The organism is Nonomuraea sp. NPDC003214 (assembly GCF_053590035.1).
This window is the reverse complement of record NZ_JBSFSX010000021.1, coordinates 38,381-56,926: the sequence shown is the minus strand read 5'-3', so window position 1 is coordinate 56,926 and position 18,546 is coordinate 38,381. Positions and strand designations below refer to the sequence as shown.

At 72.8% G+C, this 18,546-nt stretch carries 22 protein-coding genes and 1 tRNA gene; 9 read left to right on the top strand and 14 right to left on the bottom strand.

The window, feature by feature from the left end; all coding sequences use genetic code 11:
- Positions 1-48: 48 nt before the first annotated feature.
- Together ACWDXC_RS40660 and ACWDXC_RS40655 are read right to left on the bottom strand one after the other, a co-directional pair.
- On the bottom strand, positions 49-1,026 hold the full coding sequence (locus ACWDXC_RS40660) for a LacI family DNA-binding transcriptional regulator (RefSeq protein ID WP_219506896.1): 978 nt from the start codon (positions 1,024-1,026) through the stop codon (positions 49-51).
- A gap of 129 nt (positions 1,027-1,155) precedes the next feature.
- Positions 1,156-1,983 carry an SAM-dependent methyltransferase gene (locus ACWDXC_RS40655; RefSeq protein ID WP_357588642.1) on the bottom strand — a complete coding sequence of 276 codons (828 nt, stop codon included), beginning with the start codon at positions 1,981-1,983 and terminating at the stop codon, positions 1,156-1,158.
- 188 nt (positions 1,984-2,171) lie between these two features.
- On the opposite strand from ACWDXC_RS40655, the gene ACWDXC_RS40650 reads away from it, so the two are divergent.
- Positions 2,172-2,381 carry a DUF4236 domain-containing protein gene (locus ACWDXC_RS40650; protein WP_449991560.1) on the top strand — a complete coding sequence of 70 codons (210 nt, stop codon included), beginning with the start codon at positions 2,172-2,174 and terminating at the stop codon, positions 2,379-2,381.
- A 55-nt stretch (positions 2,382-2,436) separates the two neighbouring features.
- On the opposite strand, the gene ACWDXC_RS40645 is transcribed toward ACWDXC_RS40650, so the two are convergent.
- Positions 2,437-2,509 (bottom strand) — tRNA-Ala (locus ACWDXC_RS40645).
- 78 nt (positions 2,510-2,587) lie between these two features.
- Between ACWDXC_RS40645 and sigJ the strand changes: the two genes are divergently transcribed.
- Positions 2,588-3,484 (top strand): RNA polymerase sigma factor SigJ, encoded by an 897-nt coding sequence (sigJ, locus tag ACWDXC_RS40640; protein ID WP_449991557.1) that lies wholly within the window; start codon positions 2,588-2,590, stop codon positions 3,482-3,484.
- On the opposite strand, the gene ACWDXC_RS40635 is transcribed toward sigJ, so the two are convergent.
- The 8 genes from ACWDXC_RS40635 to ACWDXC_RS40600 all read right to left on the bottom strand — a co-directional run bounded on the left by ACWDXC_RS40635 (position 3,475) and on the right by ACWDXC_RS40600 (position 8,610).
- A complete protein-coding gene (locus ACWDXC_RS40635; RefSeq protein ID WP_357588644.1) occupies positions 3,475-4,005 on the bottom strand; it encodes a Clp protease N-terminal domain-containing protein in 531 nt (176 codons plus the stop codon). The two genes, sigJ and ACWDXC_RS40635, sit on opposite strands and share 10 nt — an antisense overlap.
- 4 nt (positions 4,006-4,009) lie before the next feature.
- A complete protein-coding gene (locus tag ACWDXC_RS40630; RefSeq protein ID WP_219506817.1) occupies positions 4,010-4,225 on the bottom strand; it encodes a helix-turn-helix domain-containing protein in 216 nt (71 codons plus the stop codon).
- Between the two features lie 78 nt (positions 4,226-4,303).
- Positions 4,304-5,131 (bottom strand): metal-dependent hydrolase, encoded by an 828-nt coding sequence (locus tag ACWDXC_RS40625; protein WP_449991554.1) that lies wholly within the window; start codon positions 5,129-5,131, stop codon positions 4,304-4,306.
- The gene (locus tag ACWDXC_RS40620; protein ID WP_219506821.1) at positions 5,128-6,351 is read right to left on the bottom strand and encodes a CynX/NimT family MFS transporter; all 1,224 of its coding nucleotides are present in this window, start codon (positions 6,349-6,351) and stop codon (positions 5,128-5,130) included. Before ACWDXC_RS40620 ends, ACWDXC_RS40625 begins: the two co-directional genes overlap by 4 nt.
- A gap of 175 nt (positions 6,352-6,526) precedes the next feature.
- Positions 6,527-7,138: an SRPBCC family protein gene (locus ACWDXC_RS40615; RefSeq protein WP_449991551.1), complete on the bottom strand. Its 612-nt coding sequence runs from the start codon at positions 7,136-7,138 to the stop codon at positions 6,527-6,529.
- 31 nt (positions 7,139-7,169) lie between these two features.
- On the bottom strand, positions 7,170-7,550 hold the full coding sequence (locus ACWDXC_RS40610) for a hypothetical protein (RefSeq protein WP_219506825.1): 381 nt from the start codon (positions 7,548-7,550) through the stop codon (positions 7,170-7,172).
- Positions 7,547-7,909, bottom strand: a complete 363-nt coding sequence (locus ACWDXC_RS40605; RefSeq protein WP_357588649.1) for a hypothetical protein — start codon at positions 7,907-7,909, stop codon at positions 7,547-7,549. Before ACWDXC_RS40605 ends, ACWDXC_RS40610 begins: the two co-directional genes overlap by 4 nt.
- An 11-nt stretch (positions 7,910-7,920) precedes the next feature.
- Complete coding sequence (locus tag ACWDXC_RS40600) at positions 7,921-8,610, bottom strand: TetR/AcrR family transcriptional regulator (protein WP_357588651.1); 690 nt, start codon at positions 8,608-8,610, stop codon at positions 7,921-7,923.
- Positions 8,611-8,663: 53 nt separating this feature from the next.
- Here ACWDXC_RS40600 and ACWDXC_RS40595 point away from each other — a divergent pair, with 53 nt between their 5' ends.
- Complete coding sequence (locus ACWDXC_RS40595; protein ID WP_449991547.1) at positions 8,664-10,040, top strand: DHA2 family efflux MFS transporter permease subunit; 1,377 nt, start codon at positions 8,664-8,666, stop codon at positions 10,038-10,040.
- Positions 10,010-10,504, top strand: a complete 495-nt coding sequence (locus ACWDXC_RS40590; protein ID WP_364180892.1) for a DUF523 domain-containing protein — start codon at positions 10,010-10,012, stop codon at positions 10,502-10,504. The genes ACWDXC_RS40595 and ACWDXC_RS40590 overlap by 31 nt, the downstream gene beginning before the upstream one ends.
- On the opposite strand, the gene ACWDXC_RS40585 is transcribed toward ACWDXC_RS40590, so the two are convergent.
- Positions 10,480-10,860, bottom strand: coding sequence for a hypothetical protein (locus ACWDXC_RS40585; RefSeq protein WP_219506836.1), 381 nt, complete (start codon positions 10,858-10,860; stop codon positions 10,480-10,482). The genes ACWDXC_RS40590 and ACWDXC_RS40585 overlap by 25 nt on opposite strands.
- A 193-nt stretch (positions 10,861-11,053) precedes the next feature.
- Between ACWDXC_RS40585 and ACWDXC_RS40580 the strand changes: the two genes are divergently transcribed.
- Positions 11,054-12,427, top strand: a complete 1,374-nt coding sequence (locus ACWDXC_RS40580; protein ID WP_449991543.1) for a Dyp-type peroxidase — start codon at positions 11,054-11,056, stop codon at positions 12,425-12,427.
- 38 nt (positions 12,428-12,465) lie between these two features.
- Here the strand turns inward: ACWDXC_RS40580 and ACWDXC_RS40575 are convergent, their stop codons facing one another.
- A complete protein-coding gene (locus ACWDXC_RS40575) occupies positions 12,466-14,013 on the bottom strand; it encodes a M28 family metallopeptidase (RefSeq protein ID WP_449991540.1) in 1,548 nt (515 codons plus the stop codon).
- 184 nt (positions 14,014-14,197) lie between these two features.
- Between ACWDXC_RS40575 and nhaA the strand changes: the two genes are divergently transcribed.
- From nhaA to ACWDXC_RS40560, 3 genes are all read left to right on the top strand, one after another.
- Complete coding sequence (gene nhaA, locus ACWDXC_RS40570) at positions 14,198-15,994, top strand: Na+/H+ antiporter NhaA (protein ID WP_449991537.1); 1,797 nt, start codon at positions 14,198-14,200, stop codon at positions 15,992-15,994.
- A 46-nt stretch (positions 15,995-16,040) separates the two neighbouring features.
- Positions 16,041-16,568 carry a hypothetical protein gene (locus ACWDXC_RS40565; protein WP_449991534.1) on the top strand — a complete coding sequence of 176 codons (528 nt, stop codon included), beginning with the start codon at positions 16,041-16,043 and terminating at the stop codon, positions 16,566-16,568.
- A 73-nt stretch (positions 16,569-16,641) separates the two neighbouring features.
- Positions 16,642-17,040: a hypothetical protein gene (locus ACWDXC_RS40560; RefSeq protein ID WP_449991532.1), complete on the top strand. Its 399-nt coding sequence runs from the start codon at positions 16,642-16,644 to the stop codon at positions 17,038-17,040.
- Positions 17,041-17,047: 7 nt separating this feature from the next.
- Here ACWDXC_RS40560 and ACWDXC_RS40555 read toward each other — a convergent pair whose 3' ends face one another.
- Positions 17,048-17,500, bottom strand: a complete 453-nt coding sequence (locus tag ACWDXC_RS40555) for a hypothetical protein (RefSeq protein ID WP_219506846.1) — start codon at positions 17,498-17,500, stop codon at positions 17,048-17,050.
- Positions 17,501-17,545: 45 nt separating this feature from the next.
- Between ACWDXC_RS40555 and ACWDXC_RS40550 the strand changes: the two genes are divergently transcribed.
- Positions 17,546-18,520, top strand: coding sequence for a helix-turn-helix transcriptional regulator (locus ACWDXC_RS40550; protein ID WP_449991529.1), 975 nt, complete (start codon positions 17,546-17,548; stop codon positions 18,518-18,520).
- The last annotated feature ends 26 nt before the right edge of the window (positions 18,521-18,546 follow it).

Sequence of the window (18,546 nt, the reverse complement as noted above, 5' to 3'; positions counted from 1 at the left end):
AGCGTTAACATTTTGTGGACGGCGTTCGCCGTCCGGCTGCTCCGCCCGTCAGCGCGGAGCGGTGCTCGCGCGCCGGACGAAGGCCGGGGGCACGACGAGCCGCTCATGCTCGCCGCCGCCCTCGATCTGGCGCAGCAGCATGCCGATGCTGTGCCTGCCGACCGCGCCGAAGTCCTGCCTGACAGTGGTGAGCGGCGGCGAGAAGAACTCCGACTCGGGGATGTCGTCGAAGCCGACGACGCTCACCTGACCGGGCACTCTCACCCCCTGCTCGGTGAAGGCGCGCAGCACGCCGAGCGCCATCTGGTCGTTGGCGACGAAGACCGCGCTCACGTCGCGCATGGCCGCCAGGCGGCGACCGGCCTCGTAACCGGAACGCGGGCTCCAGTCACCGGCCAGCGGCTCCGGCGTCTCCCGGCCGGCCGCCTCCAGCGCGGCCCGCCACCCGGCGACCCGGCCCTCGGCCTCCAGCCAGTCGGACGGCCCGCTGACGTGCCAGACCGTCTCGTGCCCCAGCGAGAGCAGGTGCTCGGTGGCGAGCCTGCCCCCTTCGACCTGGTCCACGCAGACCACCGGCACGTCGCCGGCCTCGCCGCCCTCGACCGCGACGGCCGGGATGTCGAGCGGCAGGTCGGCCAGCGCCTGGGCGGCCGACCGCTGCGGGGCGACCACCACGATCCCGTCGACGCCCTGGTCCGCCAGGTAGTCGAGGGCGTCGCGGACGCCGCTCCTGTCGATGGACTTGAGGCTGACGATGCTGACGAAGTAACCGGCCGCCCGGGCCGCCTGCTCGATGCCGTAGACCGTGCTGGCGGGGCCGTACAGGGTGGTGTCGAAGCTGACCACGCCGAGCGTGCGCGAGTGCCTGGTGACCAGCGCGCGGGCGACGAGGTTGCGGCGGTAGCCCAGCTTGTCGATCGCCTCCAGAACCCTGGTGCGGGTCTCGCCGCGCACGTTGGGATGCTCGTTCAGCACGCGGGAGACCGTCTGGTGGGACACTCCCGCCTCCCTGGCCACGTCGGCCATGACAGGCGGGCGGCGCCCCTGGATGGATGCCACAGCCGTGCTCCTTTCCGGGCTTGGGAAGACTGTGAACGTTAACAACCAGTCTCGTCAAGCGTCGGTTCGATTACGGCCGCGTCACCGGCGGCGCGGTCAGGGTTTGCGGGCCACGCCGCCCGCGATGCAGACGCCGCCCAGCGTGAGGGGAAGCTCGACCGGCTGCTCCGGCCGCCACAGCGGCACGTGCACCACGCCGGGCTCGACCGGCTCCAGCCCGTCGAAGAAGCGCACGATCTCCTTCAGGTCGCGGGCCCGCCCGGTGCCCAGCATCGCCAGCAGGACGCCCTCCAGCGCCCGCACCTCCGGCGCGCACGAGCAGAAGTGCGTGAGCTGCATGAAGCTGCCCGGCGCCAGTTTCGCCTTGTACGTGCCGACCAGCTCCTCCGGGCCCTCCTCGTCGCCCAGATGGTGCACGACGGCCACCAGCAGCAGGCCGATCGGCCGGGAGAAGTCCAGGAAGCCGGCCACCTTCGGATGCTCGAAGATCGCCTCCGGCTCGCGCAGGTCGGCGGTGATGACCCGGGTGTTGTCGTTGGTCTGCAGGATCGCGCGGGCATGGGCGAGCACGATCGGGTCGTTGTCGACGTAGACGACCTTGGCGCGCGGGTTGATCCGCTGGGCGACCGAGTGGGTGTTGTCCATCGTCGGCAGCCCGGAGCCGAGGTCGAGGAACTGGTCGATGCCCTGCTCGGTCATGTAGCGCACGCCCCGGAAAAGCATCGCGCGATTCTGCCGGGCGCCTTCGCCGCCGTCGGGGAAATGCTTCATGCCTTCCAGCGCTATCGCGCGGTCGACCGCGAAATTGTCCTTGCCGCCCAGGAAAGCGTCATAGACGCGGGCGATGCTGGGTTTGCTCGCGTCGATCTCCGGCGGCAGGTAATCCGGGTCCTGATGCGTCCAGCTGGGGGTTCCCTCGCCCATGAGCCACCTCGTCGATCGGCGTCGAATGCGTTCGGAGCATAGCGAGCGCGACATTCTTCCGCAGATCAGAATGAAACTTTCATTGGGCAATCAGCCCATTCGATGACATTCGTGCAATGGGGCAGGGAACCTCGCGCGGACGCCGATCGTTTCACCAGGAGAACGACGCGTACTCCGGAGGAGGGGCAGTGGGCTGGCACTACAGAAAGTCGATCAAGGTGGGCCCGTTCCGGGTCAACCTCTCACGGCACGGCGTCGGCCACAGCTTCGGCAACCGCCGCTTCCACGTGTCGACGACGCCCGACGGCCGCCGTCACGTCACCGTGCGCCTGCCCGGCGGCTTCCACGTGAGCAAGTCCTTCGGCAAGCGGCGCCACTACCGGCACTACCGCTACTGACGGGCAGCACGGCGAAGGCCCCGGGGACGTCCCCGGGGCCTTCGCCGATTGTGGGTGGAGCTATGGGGATTCGAACCCCAGACCTCCTCCATGCCATGGAGGCGCGCTACCAACTGCGCCATAGCCCCTTGCGATGCGACGCCAGTGTATCGGAATCTCGGCACCCCCGTGTCACGCCCGGGTGGCCGTGATACGTCTATGGGTTCATGTCTACCTTCGAAGAACATCGCCGCCTGCTGATCGGGGTGGCCTACCGGATCGTGGGCAGCATGGCCGACGCCGAGGACGTCGTGCAGGAGGCGTGGCTGCGCTGGTCCGGGGTGGACGAGAACGAGATCGCCGACCCGAAGGCGTTCCTGGTGCGGGTGACGTCGAGGCTGGCGCTGGACCGGCTGCGGTGGGCGCGCTCACGGCGGGAGGCGTACGTGGGTCCGTGGCTGCCGGAGCCGGTGGGCACGACGCCGGACGTGGCCGAGCACGCCGAGCTGGCCGACAGCGTGGAGCTGGCGCTGCTGGTGGTGCTGGAGACGCTCTCGCCGCTGGAGCGGGCCGTGTTCGTGCTGAGGGAGGCGTTCGACCTGCCGTTCGGGGAGATCGCGGAGGTGATCGGGCGGGGCGAGGCGGCCACCCGGCAGCTCGCCAGGCGGGCGCGCGAGCACGTGCGGGAGAAGCGGCCGCGCTACGAGGCGGACCGGGCGGCCCGGCGGCGCATCACCGAGCGCTTCATCGGCGCCTCGGCGAACGGCGACCTCGGCGGCCTGATCGAGCTGCTGGCCGACGAGGTCACGCTGATCAGCGACAGCGGCGGCAAGGCCAGGGCGCCGCTGCGGGTGATGACGGGCGCGGCCCCGATCTCCCGCTGGCTGGTGTCGATCAGCTCGGAGGAGGGGATCGCCCGGTTCCTGGCGTCGGTGGGGACCCCGCCGGACGCGGAGCTGTCGTTCGAGGTCGCGGAGGTGAACGGCGGCCCGGCGGCGGTGATCCGGGCGGCGGGACGCGTGGTGACCGTGGCGTCCCTCGTCGTCGTGGACGGGCGGATCGCGACGATCTACCTGATCGCCAACCCGGACAAGCTGACCCGCCTGGCCGCCGATCAGGCGTGAACGGCCCGCGGGATGCCGGCCTCGTCGACGAGCCGGGGCAGGTCGACGCCGGTCGCGTGGAGGATGCGGCCGGCCCCGTTGGCGCCGTCGGCGAGCAGGCCCCACAGCAGGCGCTCGCCGGTGACGGGGCCGGGCTTCCACTGGGCCACCTCGACGGCCTTGCGGGCGTGCATGGCCAGCGGGATCGCGCCGAGCGGCCCGTACAGCACGACGCGCAGCGGGCGCAGCGGCGTGCGGCGCAGCCGCCACAGGTCGGGCCGGTCGGCCCCGGCACGGGTGCGGCGGTGCACCTCGGCGAGGTCGATGCCGAGCGTGGCCAGCAGCGCGCGGGCGTCGCCGGTGTCGACGTGCTCGCGCACGGCCTCGGGGGTGGCGGTGAAGGCGTCGAGCGTGAAGGGCCGGATCTCGGCCAGCGCGAGCAGGAGCAGGTCGGTGTCGAGGACTGGCCGGCCGGCGTCGAGGGCGAGCGTGCCGGCCCTGATCATCGTGCGGCGGGCGCCGTCGGTGAATCTCGTCAGCATCGTGTTACCTCCCGATCCGGCGGGCGTGCTTGCGGTGGGCGGACTGCCGTTTGACGCCGAGCGCGTCGGCCACCTGCTCCCATGACCAGCCCTGGGCGCGGGCGTTGGAGACGTGCATGGCCTCCAGCTCCTCCAGCAGGACCCGGAGCGCGGCGACGGCGGCCAGGCCGGTGCCCGGGTCGCGATCGGCCGCCGCTTCGGCGAGTTCTGTGACGCTCATGCTGTCAGCATGCGCTGACAAGCACCCGCTTGTCAACACGTGCTGACACGCTTACGGCTGTCAGCGCGTGCTGACGGTTCACGGCGTCACGGTCGTGCGCATGGTGAGCGCCTGTTCCTCCAGGGCCAGCTCCACCGTGACCCCGCCCAGCTCGGCGGCCGAGCCGACGTGCGTGCCGCCGCACGGGATCGACGCCTCGCCCTCGGGCAGCGCGCACGACCAGGTGCGGCGGGCGGTGAGCTCCGGCCCCGGCACGTCCAGCCGCACCGGCGCGCCGGACGCCACCCAGCCCTTGAGCCGCTCGTTCACCTCGGCCGCGACCTGGGCCGGGTCCAGCCCCTCGGCGGTGAACCCCTTCTTGCGCAGCGACTTGCCCAGCCGGTAGACGTCCACGCTCCCGTACGGGACGATCCGCGAGGAGGTGATCGCGCTCTGGTCGAAGTCGGGGTGGCCGAGCCCGTCGGCGGCGGTCTCCTTGCGCCAGCGCCCGGCCAGCGCGGCGTTGAGCGCGAGCGCGGCCAGGTGGCAGGCGGTGTGCCCGGCCGAGAGCGCGGCCCGGTGACCGGCGTCGACCACCAGGTCGACCTCGGCGCCGACCGACAGCGGCTCCTCGGTCACGTGCACGACCAGCCACCGCCAGCCGTCGGAGCCGCGCCGCACCGGGATGCCGGAGCCGAGCGCGACCTCGCCGCCGGAGCCGGGCAGCGCGCCGGTCACGCAGTCCACGACGGTCAGCCCGCCGATGGTCCCCCGGTCGGCGGGCTGGTCGGGCCAGGTGTGGTCGAGCGGGTGGAAGGGCGTCTCGGCGGTAACGAGGCCGTGCCGCTCCCCCACCGGCACGGCCCCGACGATCGTGGAACGGCCGTTGACATGACCGTGCGGGAAGGTGACGACTGTCGAGTTCACCCCGTCATCCTGGCAGACCGCTCGTCCTCCAGGTATCGGTTGCGCCCCGCGTACAGGCCGCTCACGAGCTGGACGACGATCACGGCCAGCATCATCGTGTACGGCAGCGCCCAGCCGCCGCCGGCCTCGCGCAGCACCCCGACGAGAAGCGGACCGGCGCCGGAGATGAGATAGCCGACGCTCTGCCCGAACGCCGACAGCGCGCCGGTGGCCTCGGGCGTGCGGGTGCGCAGTGCCAGCATGGTCAGCGCGAGCGGGAACGAGCCCATGCCGATCGCCACGAACACCACCCAGACCGGCGCGGTCGAGGCGGGCGCGAACCACAGCCCGAAGAAGCCGATGACGTAGGCGACGACCAGGCCGACCACGATGGGCCGCTGGTCGCGGAAGCGCGAGGCGACGACCGGGATCAGGATGGAGACGGGGATGTTCAGCGCGGTGAACACGCCGAGGACCATCCCGGCCTGCGCGGTGGTGTAGCCGGAGTCGGTGAGGATCGTGGCCAGCCAGCCGAACATGATGTAGGCGATCATCGACTGGGTGCCGAAGTAGACGGCGACCGTCCAGGCCAGCTTGCTCCTGGCCAGGCTGCGCATGCCGGCGCCGGCGCGGGCCTTGGCGCGCTCCGGCTCGCTGCGCAGCAGCGCCAGCCACGGCACGGCGGCGATCGCGGCGAACGCGGCCCACACGCCGAGCGCGACGTGCCAGTCGCCGGAGGCGCGCTCGATCGGCACGGTGGCCGCGGCGGCGAGCATGGTGCCGGTGGCCAGGGCGGTGGTGTAGACGGTCGTCATGACCCCGGTGCGGGCCGGGAAGTGGCGCTTGATCAGCGACGGGATGAGCACGTTGCCGACCGCGCCGCCCGAGAGCGCGACCGCGCTGCTGAGCAGGAAGACCGGCGCGGAGTCGACGAGCGCCCGGACGAGCATGCCGGCGCCGAGCGTGACGAGCGCGAGCAGCAGCAGGCGGTGCTGCCCGACGCGGTGGGCCAGCGTGGGCGTGATCGCGCCGACGGTGGCGAAGGCCAGCACGGGCAGCGTGGTGAGCAGGCCGGTCCCGACGCTGGTCATGCCGAGGCCGGCGGCGAGCTGGTCGAGCAGGGGGCCGACGCTGGTCACGGCGGTGCGCAGGTTGAGGGCCGCGAGGACGATTCCCAGCACGAGGAGCCAGGCGAGGGAGTTGGTTCTTCCTCGGGACTCGGGGGCGGCGAGCACAGTCATGCCGGGTCTGGTCCTCCACTCATCTAATCATGGGATGAATCACCATCTTAACAGGAGCAAAACGCGCATCTATTCCGCAACCTGACAAACTCCCCGCTCAACCGGGGCGCGGACATGGCAAAGCCCCCGGCTGAGCCGGGGGCCTTCGGTTGCCTGCGGGACCGTTCCTGAGCGCCTACAGGACCGGGCGCGGTCCCTGCGGGGGGTCGTCGTGGGTGCCGCCCAGCGGGCCGGGCGGGGGCAGCGGAGGACCGTCGGAGTACGGGTCGCCGCCGCCTACGGTGCCGGGCGGCATCGGCCGGTCGCTCCCGCCGAGGCTGGAGCCGTGCTGGTGCGGGCCGGGCACGTCGCCGCGCCAGGCGCCGGTCTCGCCGCCGCGCGACTCGATGAACGTCTTGAACCGCTCCATGTCGCCGCGGACGCGGAGCTTGACGATCTGCAGCCAGTCACCGGCGGTCTCCACGAACCCCTGCGGGTCGTACTCCATCTGGAGCTTGACCCGGGTCGTGTCGGCGTCGAGCCGGTGGAAGGTGACCACGCCGGACTGGCTCGGCTTGTCGATCGACCGCCAGGCGATGCGCTCGTCCGGGTGCTGCTCCGTGATCTCGGCCTCGAACTCGCGCTTGACGCCCGCGATCTCGGTGATCCAGTGCGTGCGCGTGTCGGTGAGCTGTTTGATGGACTCGACGCCCTCCATGAACTCGGGGAAGCTCTCGAACTGGGTCCACTGGTCGTACGCGACCCTGACGGGAACATTGACGTCTACGGAGTGTTCGATCGTACTCATGGGTGACGTTGCTGCCCGCCCAGACGGCTCGCTAACGCCTGCGCAGCAGCCAATAGAGGCCCACCAGCGGCAACACCAGCGGAATGTACAGATAGCCGCGGCCGTAACCGGACCACACGGTGGCGTCGGGGAAGGCGGCCGGGTCGAGCAGGCTCGCGGTGCCGATGACGAGGACCCCGGCCAGCTCGATGCCGAGCGCGGCCAGCGCGAGCCGCCGGGCGCCGCGCACGAGGGCGACGGTGAGCAGCACGTAGACGAGCGCGGCGAACGCCGACAGCGAGTAGGCCAGCGGCGCCTCGCCGAACCGGGTGGCGATCTGCACGCCGGCCCGCGCGCCGGCGGCCAGCGCGAACAGCCCGTACAGGGCGATCAGCGCGCGGCCGGGACCGGCGCCGATGGGGGCGTGGCTCATGCGACGCCCTGCCAGATCTGCAGCACCCGCCCGGTCATCACCGCGATCGCGAACCCGGCCACCACCAGGATCGCCGGGCCCCACCGGCTGCGCTCGGCCAGGGCGAGGAACACCCCGGCGGGCGGGATGAGCACCATGCCGCCGAGGTAGCCGAAGAGCGTGACGGTGTCGTCCGGCCCGGCGCCGCCGGCCACCGCCGCGATCACGATGCCGAGCTGCACGAGCACGGCCACTTCGAGGACGGCGAAGCCGCCCAGCAGGACCATGCCCATGGGCCGGTCGCGGATGGCGGTGATCAGGCTCGCCAGCGCGAGCAGCAGCGAGCCGGCGATGACGATCGTGGCGACGGTGGTGTTCATCGGGGGCAAGGCTATCGCCCGGGCAGGTCGCCCTCGATTCCGTCCAGGACCCAGCGCAGGCCGCGCTCGAAGGTGTCGTCGGCGCCCCGCACACCCTGCTCGATCATGGGGGCGAGCCGGGGGAACTCGCCCGTGGCGACGAGGTCGCGGATGTAGGGCTCGGCGAGCGCGGCGCGCTCGGCGTCGTTGACGCCGTCGGCGCGGGGCCGGGCGCGCTCGGCGGCCTCGCGGACGACGAAGCCGGTCACGTAGTCGACGACCGCCGCCATCGCGCGCCAGGTCTGCAGCCGGTCCAGGCCGAGCCCGTCGAACGCGGACAGCCTGCGCTCGACGTGGCGCAGCCCGTTGGGGCCGACGGCGACGGGCTGGGAGATCAGCTCGACCCGCCAGGGGTGGCGGCGCACCAGGTCGCGCTCGGCCCTGGCGAGCTGGACCAGCGCCTCGCGCCAGTCGGCGGGCAGCGGCTCGCCGGTGTCGAGCTCGGCGCTGATCTCGTCGAGCATGAGCGCGAGCAGGTCCTCCTTGCGCTCGATGTAAGTGTAGAGGCTCATCGCGCGGGCGCCGAGCTCGGCGGCGACGCGGCGGATGGAGACCGCGGCCAGCCCTTCGGCGTCGGCGACGGCCACGGCTGCGGCGACGATCGCCTCCCGGGTCAGCGCGGGGCGCCGCTGCGGCGCGGGGCGTGACCAGACGGAACTCACACCGCCATCCTAAGCCAGCCGCTACAGTGTACGGAAGTAATACGCTGTACGGCATGCGAGACAACGTACGAACCACCGGGCCGGTCGTGCTGCTCGGCGTGGTCATGACGATGCTCGACACGACGATCGTCAACGTGGCGCTCGGCCCCCTGGCGGGCGGGTTCGGCGCGAGCCTGGCCGACACGCAGTGGGTGGCGACCGGCTACCTGCTCGCCCTGGTGATGACCGTGCCCCTCTCGGGCTGGGCGGTCGGCCGGTTCGGCGCCCGGAAGGTGTGGCTGGTCTCCCTGCTGCTGTTCGGCGCCGGGTCGGCTCTGTGCGCCGCCGCCTGGTCGGTGGGCTCGCTGGTGGCCTTCCGCGCGGTCCAGGGGCTCGGCGGCGGGCTGCTGCTCCCCGTCGGGCAGGCGATGCTCGCGGGGGCGGCGGGCCCCGAGCGGATGGGCCGGGCGATGGCGCTGATCTCCGTCCCGGCGATGCTGGCGCCCGTGGCGGGGCCGGTGCTCGGCGGCGTGCTCCTCGACGGGCCGGGCTGGCGCTGGCTGTTCCTGGTCAACCTGCCCGTCTGCGCCGCCGCGCTGGTCGCGGCGGCGCTGCTGCTGCCGCGCGACGAGCCCGCCGGGGCGGCCGGGCTGGACGTCGCCGGGCTGGCCCTGCTGTCCCCCGGGCTGGCCGCGCTGGTGTTCGGCCTGTCGGAGGTCGGCGACGGGGCCTCGCCCGCGCATCCGGCGCCGTGGATCGGCGCGGCCCTGCTGACGGCCTTCGTCGCCCGCGGCCTGCGGACCCCGGCGGCGTCCGTGGCACGGCGCCCGCGGACGCCGCCGGCGCTCGTGGACCTGCGGCTGTTCGGCGACCGTGCGTTCGCGGCGGCGGTGGCGGCGCTGGCCTGCTACTCGGCGGCGGCGTTCGGCGTGACCGTGCTCATCCCGCTGCACAGCCAGCTCGCCCAGGGCGGCAGCGCGCTGGAGGCCGGACTGCTGCTGGCCCCCCTGGGCGTCGGCGCGGCGCTCACCATGCCCCTCGCGGGCAGGCTCACCGACAGCCGGGGCCCGCGCGGCGTCGCGACCGCCGGGGTGGCGCTGGTGGTGGCGGGCATCGCCGGCTACGCGGCGTGGGGCGGGGTGCTGCCGGTGCTCGTGCTGGGGCTCGGGCACGGGCTGGTGTCGCCGTCGCTGATGGCCGCCGCGTTCCGCACCCTGGACCGGGCCGCGCTCCCGGCCGCGACCACGCTCAGCACCATCGCCGTACGGGTCGCGTCCCCGGTGGGCGTCGCGCTGGCGGCCGTGCTGCTCCAGGTGTTCACCCGGGCGGGCGCGGACCGGCCGTACGCGTGGGTCTTCGGGTGCGTGCTGGCGCTGGCCGCCGTCCCGCTCGCCCCGATCGCGCTCATAGGATCGAAGGCGTGGAAAGCATCCTGGTCAGCGCGTGCCTGATGGGCCGTCGGGTGCGCTACGACGGCGGCGCCAAGACCAGCTCCGACGAGCGGCTGGCCGCCTGGTGGCGGGAGGGCCGGCTGGTGCCGTTCTGCCCGGAGGTCGAGGGCGGGCTGGCGATCCCGCGCCCGGCCGCCGAGATCGAGGGCGGCGCGGGCGGCGCGGCGGTGCTGGCCGGGACGGCCCGGGTGCTGGCGGCCGACGGCTCCGACGTCACCGCCGAGTTCGTGGCCGGCGCGCGGGCCGCGCTGGCCGCCGCCCGTGACGCCGGGGCGCGGCTGGCCGTGCTCAAGGAGGGCAGCCCGTCGTGCGGCGCGCTGGCGATCTACGACGGCACGTTCGCCGGCCGCCGGGTCGCCGGTCAGGGCGTGACGACGGCGCTGCTGGAGGAGCACGGCATCCGGGTCTTCACCGAGGAGCAGGTCGCCGAGGCCGCCGCCTACCTGCGCACTCTGGAGACGTAGAAGGCGCCGCCCAGCCCGATCCCGAGCAGCACGGCGACCGAGCGGTGATACCAGTCGAGCAGCGGGTCGGGATCGGTCGCGCCGAACGCGACGGCCAGGATGCCCAGCAGCACCCCCGACAGCGCGGCGGCGTGCGCGTAGACGATCCCGTCCCACGCCCACGGCCGCCGGGCCAGCGCGCCGTAGCCTGCCACGGCGAGCGCGCACGCGCAGGCCGTCTCCACGATCGCGGCCGGGACGATCACCGGCTGGCTCAGCGGCACCACCGCGATCCCGGCGTGCAGCAGCGCCGCCACGGCGAAGACCACCCCGTACACCAGGCATGCGGCGCCCAGCGCCGTCCGCAACACGTCCATGCCCCCACGCTGCCATCCGCGCGCGGGCGGCGAATCCTCCCTGAGGGTGGCCGCCGGATACGACCGCCGGGGTAGCCCGGGGATCGGGAAATCAGAAAGTCCCCTTCGCGGAAACCTTCTGCCTCTCCCGGGAGTCCTTAGAGGCAGGGGCCCGGGCACGAACACGATTCGCCAACGGGGAGAGGACTCGGCCATGCCAGTCGACCTGACCAACGAACAGCCCTTGGCCTGGGATTCGGCCACGCTCGACGCCGACACCAGGGCGATGCTGGACAACCTCCAGCCGAACATCCTGCGCGCGCACGTCCGCGAGCACCTGACGGTGCTGTTCGTCCGCTTCAACGACGTCGCGGAGGGCAGGCGTTACCTGAGGAAGATCGCGGTGACCAGCATGAAGTCGGCCCGCGAGCACCTGAAGGAGGTGCGCGACCACGCCCGCGACGGGCGGCGCGGCACCCCGTACGTGGGCGTCGGCCTGAGCAAGGCCGGCTACCGCGACCTCGGCCACTCGGTCGAGGACATGCGCAGGTTCGGCGACGTGGTGTTCCGCGACGGGATGAAGCGGCGCGTCGCCGAGGTGAACGACCCGCCGGTGGAGGAGTGGGAGAACTGCTACCAGCGGGAGATCCACGCCGTCATCCTCATCGGCGACGCCGAGCCGGAGCCGGTGGCGGCGCTGCGCGAGCGGTTCCTGCGCGACCTGCCCGAGAGCGCCCGGCTGCTGGGCGAGGAGAGCGGCCGGGGCATGCGCAACCCGGCGGGCGACGGCATCGAACACTTCGGCTACGTCGACGGCCGCAGCCAGCCGCTGTTCCTCAAAGACGAGGTGGACAAGGAGCCCGGGAAGCACTGGAACCCGGCGTTCCCGCTGAGCGGCGTCCTGGTGCCGGACCCGCTGGCGCCGGACCCGGAGCGTCACTTCGGCAGCTACTTCGTCTTCCGCAAGCTGGAGCAGAACGTCCGCGCGTTCAAGGAGATCGAGCAGGAGCTGGCCGACAGCCTGGGCCTGACGGGCGCCGACCGCGACCGGGCGGGCGCGATGCTCGTCGGCCGGTTCAAGGACGGCACCCCGCTCACGCTCAAGCCGAAGGCGGGCGGCGGCCCGGTGGTCAACGACTTCACCTTCGACGCCGACCCGGACGGCACCAAGTGCCCGTTCAGCGGGCACATCAGGAAGACGAACCCGCGCTCGTTCGGCCGTGAGGTGCTCATGGCCAGGCGGGGCCAGACCTACGGGGAGCGCGCCGACGACCCGTGGGACGACGCGCCCCCGCACACGCGCCCGAGCGGCGAGGTGGGCCTGCTGTTCATGGCCTTCAACAGCAGCCTGCTCGACCAGTTCGAGTTCACCCAGCAGAGCTGGGCCGACAACCCGGACTTCGAGCGCCCGGCCACCGGCCACGACCCGGTGATCGGCCAGGGGGCGCGTGACGTCAAGGTCACCTTCCCGAAGGTGTGGGGCGAGCCGGAGCAGTCGCCGCCGCACCGGCAGGTGCCCCAGACGGTCACGATGAAGGGCGGCGAGTACTTCTTCATGCCGTCGCTGGCCTACCTGCGCGGGCTGTGACCTGGAGGGGAGCGGCCCGCGCCGCTCCCCTCACCCGGTCAGCGGGTGGCCTGCACCTGCGCGGTCACGGCGGCGGCACTCGCCTTGGCCGCGGTCGTGCGCGCGCCGCCCGCTCCCGGCAGGCTCCGGTCGTAGGCGTAGGTGACGGCCGAGTGCACGATCGCGCCGGTGTTCACCAGCAGCGCCTTGGTGCTGACGTTGGCGATCGTGTCGCACGCCTTGTGGTAGCACGGGTCGTACGGCTCGCCGGCGGTGCCGCCGAACAGCGCCTGCTCCTCCGGCGTCTTGACGCCCTCGGCGCCGGTGAACAGGCCGCCCGCCGGGATGCCCGCCGCGATGAACGGCCCGTAGTCGGAGCGGCCGTCGAAGTCGGTGCCGACGTGGCCCAGGCGCAGCGTGTCGAAGTAGCGCGCGAACGTCTGCTCGATCTCGGCGGATCCGGGCGGCCCGGCCGGCGCGCCCGTCGCGTCGGAGTCGTCACCGTCGTAGATCTTGTACGCGAAGTTCGGCGAGCCGATCATGTCGAAGTTCAGGTACAGCTTGATCCTGGCCAGCTCGTCGGGCGTCAGGTTCGCCACGTAGTGCTCCGAGCCGAGCAGGTTCAGCTCCTCGGCGCCCCACCAGGCGAAGCGCATCTTGTTGACCGTCGGCAGCCGCGACATGAGCAGGGCGGTCTCCAGGATGCCCGCGCTGCCGGTGCCGTTGTCGTTGATGCCGGGACCGGGCACCACGCTGTCGAGGTGGGCGCCGAGCATGACGACGTTGTCCGGGTTGCCGCCGCGCGACTCGGCGATCACGTTGTGGGTGACGCGGATCTCGCTCTCGGTGTCGGTCGCCACGCGCATCACGGTGCCCGCGGTGGCGGCCAGCTCCTGGCCCACGGCGAAGCTCGTGCCGACGACCGGGATCGTCACGGGCACGCCCAGCGTGCCCTGGAGGGTGTCGGTGCGGCCGGGCTGGCCCTCGTTGAAGATGATCACGGCGACGGCGCCTGCCGCCTGGGCGTTCTCCGCCTTGACCCGGAAGTCGCAGGAGCCGCGCTGGACGAGCGCGATGTTGCCCGGCGTGAACCCGGCGAAGTCGGCGGCCTCGCAGCCGGAGGTGGAGCCGGGGGTGGGCGGCGGCGGGAGCTGCAGGTCGACGTTCTGGAGGGTGGCGGTGACGTCGCCGGAGCCCGAGTAGGTCATGGTCGCGAACTCGCCGACCGAGCTGCCGTCCGGCGGCGTCGGGGTGAACGTGCGCGGGTTCGGCGAGACGCGCTGCATGGCCGCCGTGGCGTTCTCCTGGAAGAACGGGAACTCGAACGGCTGCAGCGTCACCCGGTAACCGGCGCGGCGCAGCTGCCCGGCCACGTAGTCGCGGGAGGCGTCGTAGCCGGGGGTGCCGGAGGCCCGGGTGCCGCCGTTGGCGTCGGCGATCCGCTGGAACGCCTCCAGGTGCCGGGTGACGAGTTGCGCCTTGACGGACCTGGCGAGCGACGAGGGGCTCGGGTCCGCCTGGGCCGGGGTGACCAGCGCGAGCGGAAGGGTGAGGGCCACGGCCAGGGTTCCGGCTCGGGCCACTCCCTTGGGGAGGTGGAAGCGCATATGGCTCCTCCGCGAAGAGGGTGAGTGTTTCGGTGTCCCCCGATTTCTTGCACGCTGTTGGAACGTAACGAGCCCGCCGCCTCCTGAAAAGACCCATAAATGGGGGTCATTTCACTGGTTTGCTGCTCTCGCCTCACCCAACCCGGAAGAGCCGCCGGGGATCATGGCCTCAGGGGGTCGGGGCATGCTGCGGGCGTTTCTGAAGACCGAGGCGGGCAGCACCAGCGTGCTGCTCGCGGCCACGGTGCTGGCCCTGCTGTGGGCGAACTCGCCCTGGGGCGACACCTACGAGGCGTTCTGGCACACCCCGATGGGCCTGTCCTTCGGCGACGCCACGTTCTCCCTCGACCTGCGCCACTGGGTGAACGACGGGCTCATGACGATCTTCTTCTTCGTCATCGGCCTGGAGATCTCGTACGAGGCGCGGCTGGGCCAGCTCGCCGACCGGCGGCTGATCGCCGTGCCCGCGATCGCCGCGTTCGGCGGCATGCTCGTGCCCGCGGCCGTCTACCTCGTCTTCAACGCGGGCGGGCCCGGCGCCGCCGGGTGGGGCGTGCCGATCGCCACCGACACCGCGTTCGTGCTCGGGCTGCTCGCCGTCGTGGGGGCCCGGTGCCCGTACCCGCTGCGGGCCTTCCTGCTCACGCTGGCCATCGTGGACGACATCCTGGCCATCATGATCATCGCGATCTTCTACACCGCGACGCTGGTGGTCCCCGCGCTGGTCACCGCGATCCTGCTGCTGGCCGCGATCGTGACCCTGCGCTGGCTGCGCATCTGGCGGGCGCCCGCCTACATCGTGCTCGGCTTCGCGCTGTGGGTGGCCACGCTGGAGAGCGGCGTCCACCCCACCCTGGTCGGCATCGCGCTCGGCGTCCTCGTGTTCGTGTACGCGCCCAGCGACCACAAGCTGCTGCGCGCCGGGGAGGCCGTGCAGGAGTTCACCTCCTCCCCCAGCCCGCGCGCGGCCGAGCGCGCCACCCGGCTGGTGCGCCGGGCGGTCTCGGTCAACGAACGGCTCCAGCTCCGCCTGCACCCGTGGAGCAGCTACGTCATCGTGCCGGTCTTCGCCCTGGCCAACGCCGGGGTCCGGCTCGACGGCGACACGCTGCGGGCCGCCGCGACCTCGCCCATCGCGCTCGGCGTCGCGCTCGGCCTGCTCCTCGGCAAGATCACCGGCATCACGCTCGGCACCTGGCTGCCGCTGCGGCTCAACTGGGGCGTGCTGCCGGGCAACCTGGTGTGGGGCCAGATCCTCGGCGGCGCGGCCGTGTCGGGCATCGGGTTCACCGTCGCCCTGTTCATCGTCGACCTGGCCTTCGAGGACCCGCTCGTGCACAGCGAGGCGAAGATCGGCATCCTGGCCGGGTCGCTGATGTCGGCGCTGCTCGGCTGGGTGATCTTCAAGCTGGCCTGGGACCGGGGCGGCGTGTGCGCCCCGCCGGGCACGGAGCCGGAGGAGGAGCTGCCGGTGCTGCTCAGCGAGCCCGTCGGGCCGGACGACCACGTGCTCGGCCCGCCGGACGCGCCGGTGACGATCGTCGAGTACGGCGACTTCGAATGCCCCTACTGCGGCCGCCTCCACCCGGTGCTCCCGGAACTGCGCCGCCGCCACCCCGACCTGCGGATCGTCTTCCGCCACTACCCGCTGCGCACCGTGCACCCGCGCGCCGTCGCCGCCGCGCTGGCCTCGGAGGGCGCGGCCCGGGGCGGCCGGTTCTGGGAGATGCACGACCTGCTGTTCCGCAACCAGCGCCACCTCACCGACGAGGACCTCGCCCGCTACGCCGCCGGGCTCGGCGTCGAACCGTGGCCGGACGTGCCCGCCCAGAGCGCCCGCGTCGCCCGCGACGAGGCGTCCGGCCACGCCAGCGGCGTTCGCGGCACGCCCACCCTGTTCGTCAACGGCCTGCGCCATCAGGGTGACTTCGACCTGGAGTCCCTGAGTGAGGCGGTGGATCTCGCGCGTCCCACCCCGTAACGTCTCTACGCGGACATCCCCTCAACGGGCTGGAGACCTGAACCGCATGTTCAACATCGGAAACTACGTCGGGATCGGCACCACCGCCCTGATCAGCGTGCTGCTGCTGGCGGGCACCGTGCTGCTGGGCATGAACCGGCGCAACCACGGCCGCGGGGCGACCCTCGGCATGTTCGGCTGCCTCGCGCTGTTCCTCGACTCGCTGGTGCGGCTCGCGCAGTTGCTGATGATCGGCGTCCTGTTGGAGTCGTTCGGCCCGGGCGGCATCGACGTCGTCTTCCTGCTGGTGAACCTGGTCTCCTTCGTGCTCATGGTGACCGGCGTCTCGTTGCTGATCGCCGGCGTGATCGCCCGCCGGACCCCGCCCCAGCAGGCCGGCCCCCAGGCCCCGCAGCAGCCCCAGCACTGGCAGCAGGGTCCGCAGCAGGGTCCGCAGCAGGGCTGGCAGCAGCAAGGACCGCAGGGTCCGTACGGCCAGCCGCAGGGGCCGCAGCCCGGTTGGCAGCAGCAGCCGCCGAGCGGGCCGCAGGGGCCGCAGCCGGGGTGGCAGCCGCCCGCCGACGGGCCCGCCTGAGCCGTCCTCGGGCAGCCACAGGAGATGTGACAATGGTGGGAAAATCCGGCTCCGCGCGCGCGTCGAGGGAACCATGAATCCAGAGCAGCCCGGCCAGCCCGACCCCGACGTGACGATCCGGCGCCGCTGGCCCCAGCAGCCGACCGGGCCGCACCCCGCGCCCCCGTCCGGCCCGTACCCCGCGCCCCCGGTCGGCCCGTACCCCGGACCCCGGCCGAGGCCGCACCCCGGTCCGTACCCCGGTCCGCAGCCGTACGGGGGCGGGCCCGTGCCTCCGCACCGGCAGGACGACCCGCCGGGCTCGTTCACCCGCCGCCTGCCCTACACCCCGGACATGCTCCCCGACGTGCCCGTGTACGAGGCCAAGGCGGCCAGGTCCGGGTGGTGGTGGATGATCCTGGTGTGCGGGGTCGCCCTGCTGGCGGCGGCGCTCACCGCCGGCTTCCTGCTCTGGGTGAACGGCGGCGCGTAGCCCCAGGTCACGCCCGGACGCTGTCCATCGTCCAGTTCGTCTCCCAGGTCCGCTCCCCGTCGACGGAGAACGCCTGCTCCCACCGGCAGGCGTCCGGCCCCTGGAGCGTCCAGAGGAACCGGCACCGCACCGGCGTCCCCTCGTGCTGGTCGTCGGCGTAGAACAGGCCCTGGTCGCCGTCGAAGCCGCCGACCATGGGCGGCAGGTCGAGCACGCCCCGGGAGCTGTTGGCCCAGTAGATCGACCACTGCCGCGTCTCGGGGTTGTACAGCCGCAGGGTCAGCCCGTTGAAGCCCTTGGTGGGGAAGGTGATCTCGTCGAAGCTGGCGGCGCCGCCGAAGTGCCGGGTGGCGGTGATCCGGCCGGGGAACTCGTCCCAGGTGTCGCTGCCGGTGAGCGGCTTGACCAGGCGCCTGTTGTGGACGTTCCAGGTGCCTTCGAGGAAGTCGAAATCGTTCATGCCGGGCACCGTACGGCCGGGTCACTGACAGGTAGTGTCAGCGATGTGCGCGCTTCCCGCCTGATGTCGATCCTCCTGCTCCTGCAGACGCGCGGCCGGATGACCGCCGGGGAGTTGGCCGACCGGCTGGAGGTGTCGGTGCGCACGATCTACCGCGACGTGGAGTCGCTGCACGCGGCCGGCATCCCGCTCTACGGCGACGCCGGGCCGAGGGGCGGCTACCGGCTGCTCGACGGCTACCGGACCAAGCTGACCGGGCTGACGACCGAGGAGGCCGAGTCGCTGCCGCTGGCCGGGCTGCCCGGTCCGGCCGCCGAGCTGGGGCTGGGCGCGGTGGTGACGGCGGCGCAGCTCAAGCTGATGGCGGCGCTGCCCGTGGAGCTGCGTGACCGGGCCGGGCGCATCAGGGAGCGCTTCCACCTCGACGCCCCGGGCTGGTACCGCGACCGGGAGCCGGTGGCCCACCTGCCCGCCGTGGCGGAGGCGGTGTGGAACGAGCGCCCGGTCCGGGTCCGCTACCGCCGCTGGCGCGCCCCGCAGGAGGTCGAGCGGCGGCTGGAGCCGTACGGCCTGGTCGTCAAGGCCGGGAGCTGGTATCTGGTGGCCCGCTGCGACGAGCAGGTGCGCACCTACCGCGTGTCGCAGATCCTCGACCTGCACCCGCTGCCGGGCCGGTTCGCCAGGCCGGCGGGGTTCGACCTGGCGGCGCACTGGCAGGCGTACCTGGTGGAGTTCGAGGCGCGGCTGCGGCGCGGCGAGGCGGTGCTGCGGCTGTCGCCGGGCGGGCTCGAACGGCTGCCGGGCCTGATGACGCCCGGCATGGCGGCGGCGGCGCGGGAGAGCGCCGAGCCGGAGGCGGACGGCTGGACCCGGGTGAGGGTGCCGATCGAGTCGGTGGAGCACGCGACGGGCGAGTTCCTCAGGCTGGGCGCGGACGCCGAGGTGATCAGCCCGCCCGAGCTGCGCGAACGGCTGCTCGCCGTCGCCGAGCGGATGGTCGGCCTCTACCGCGCCGGTTAAGCGAGCTGCAAGCGCCTCCGGACAGA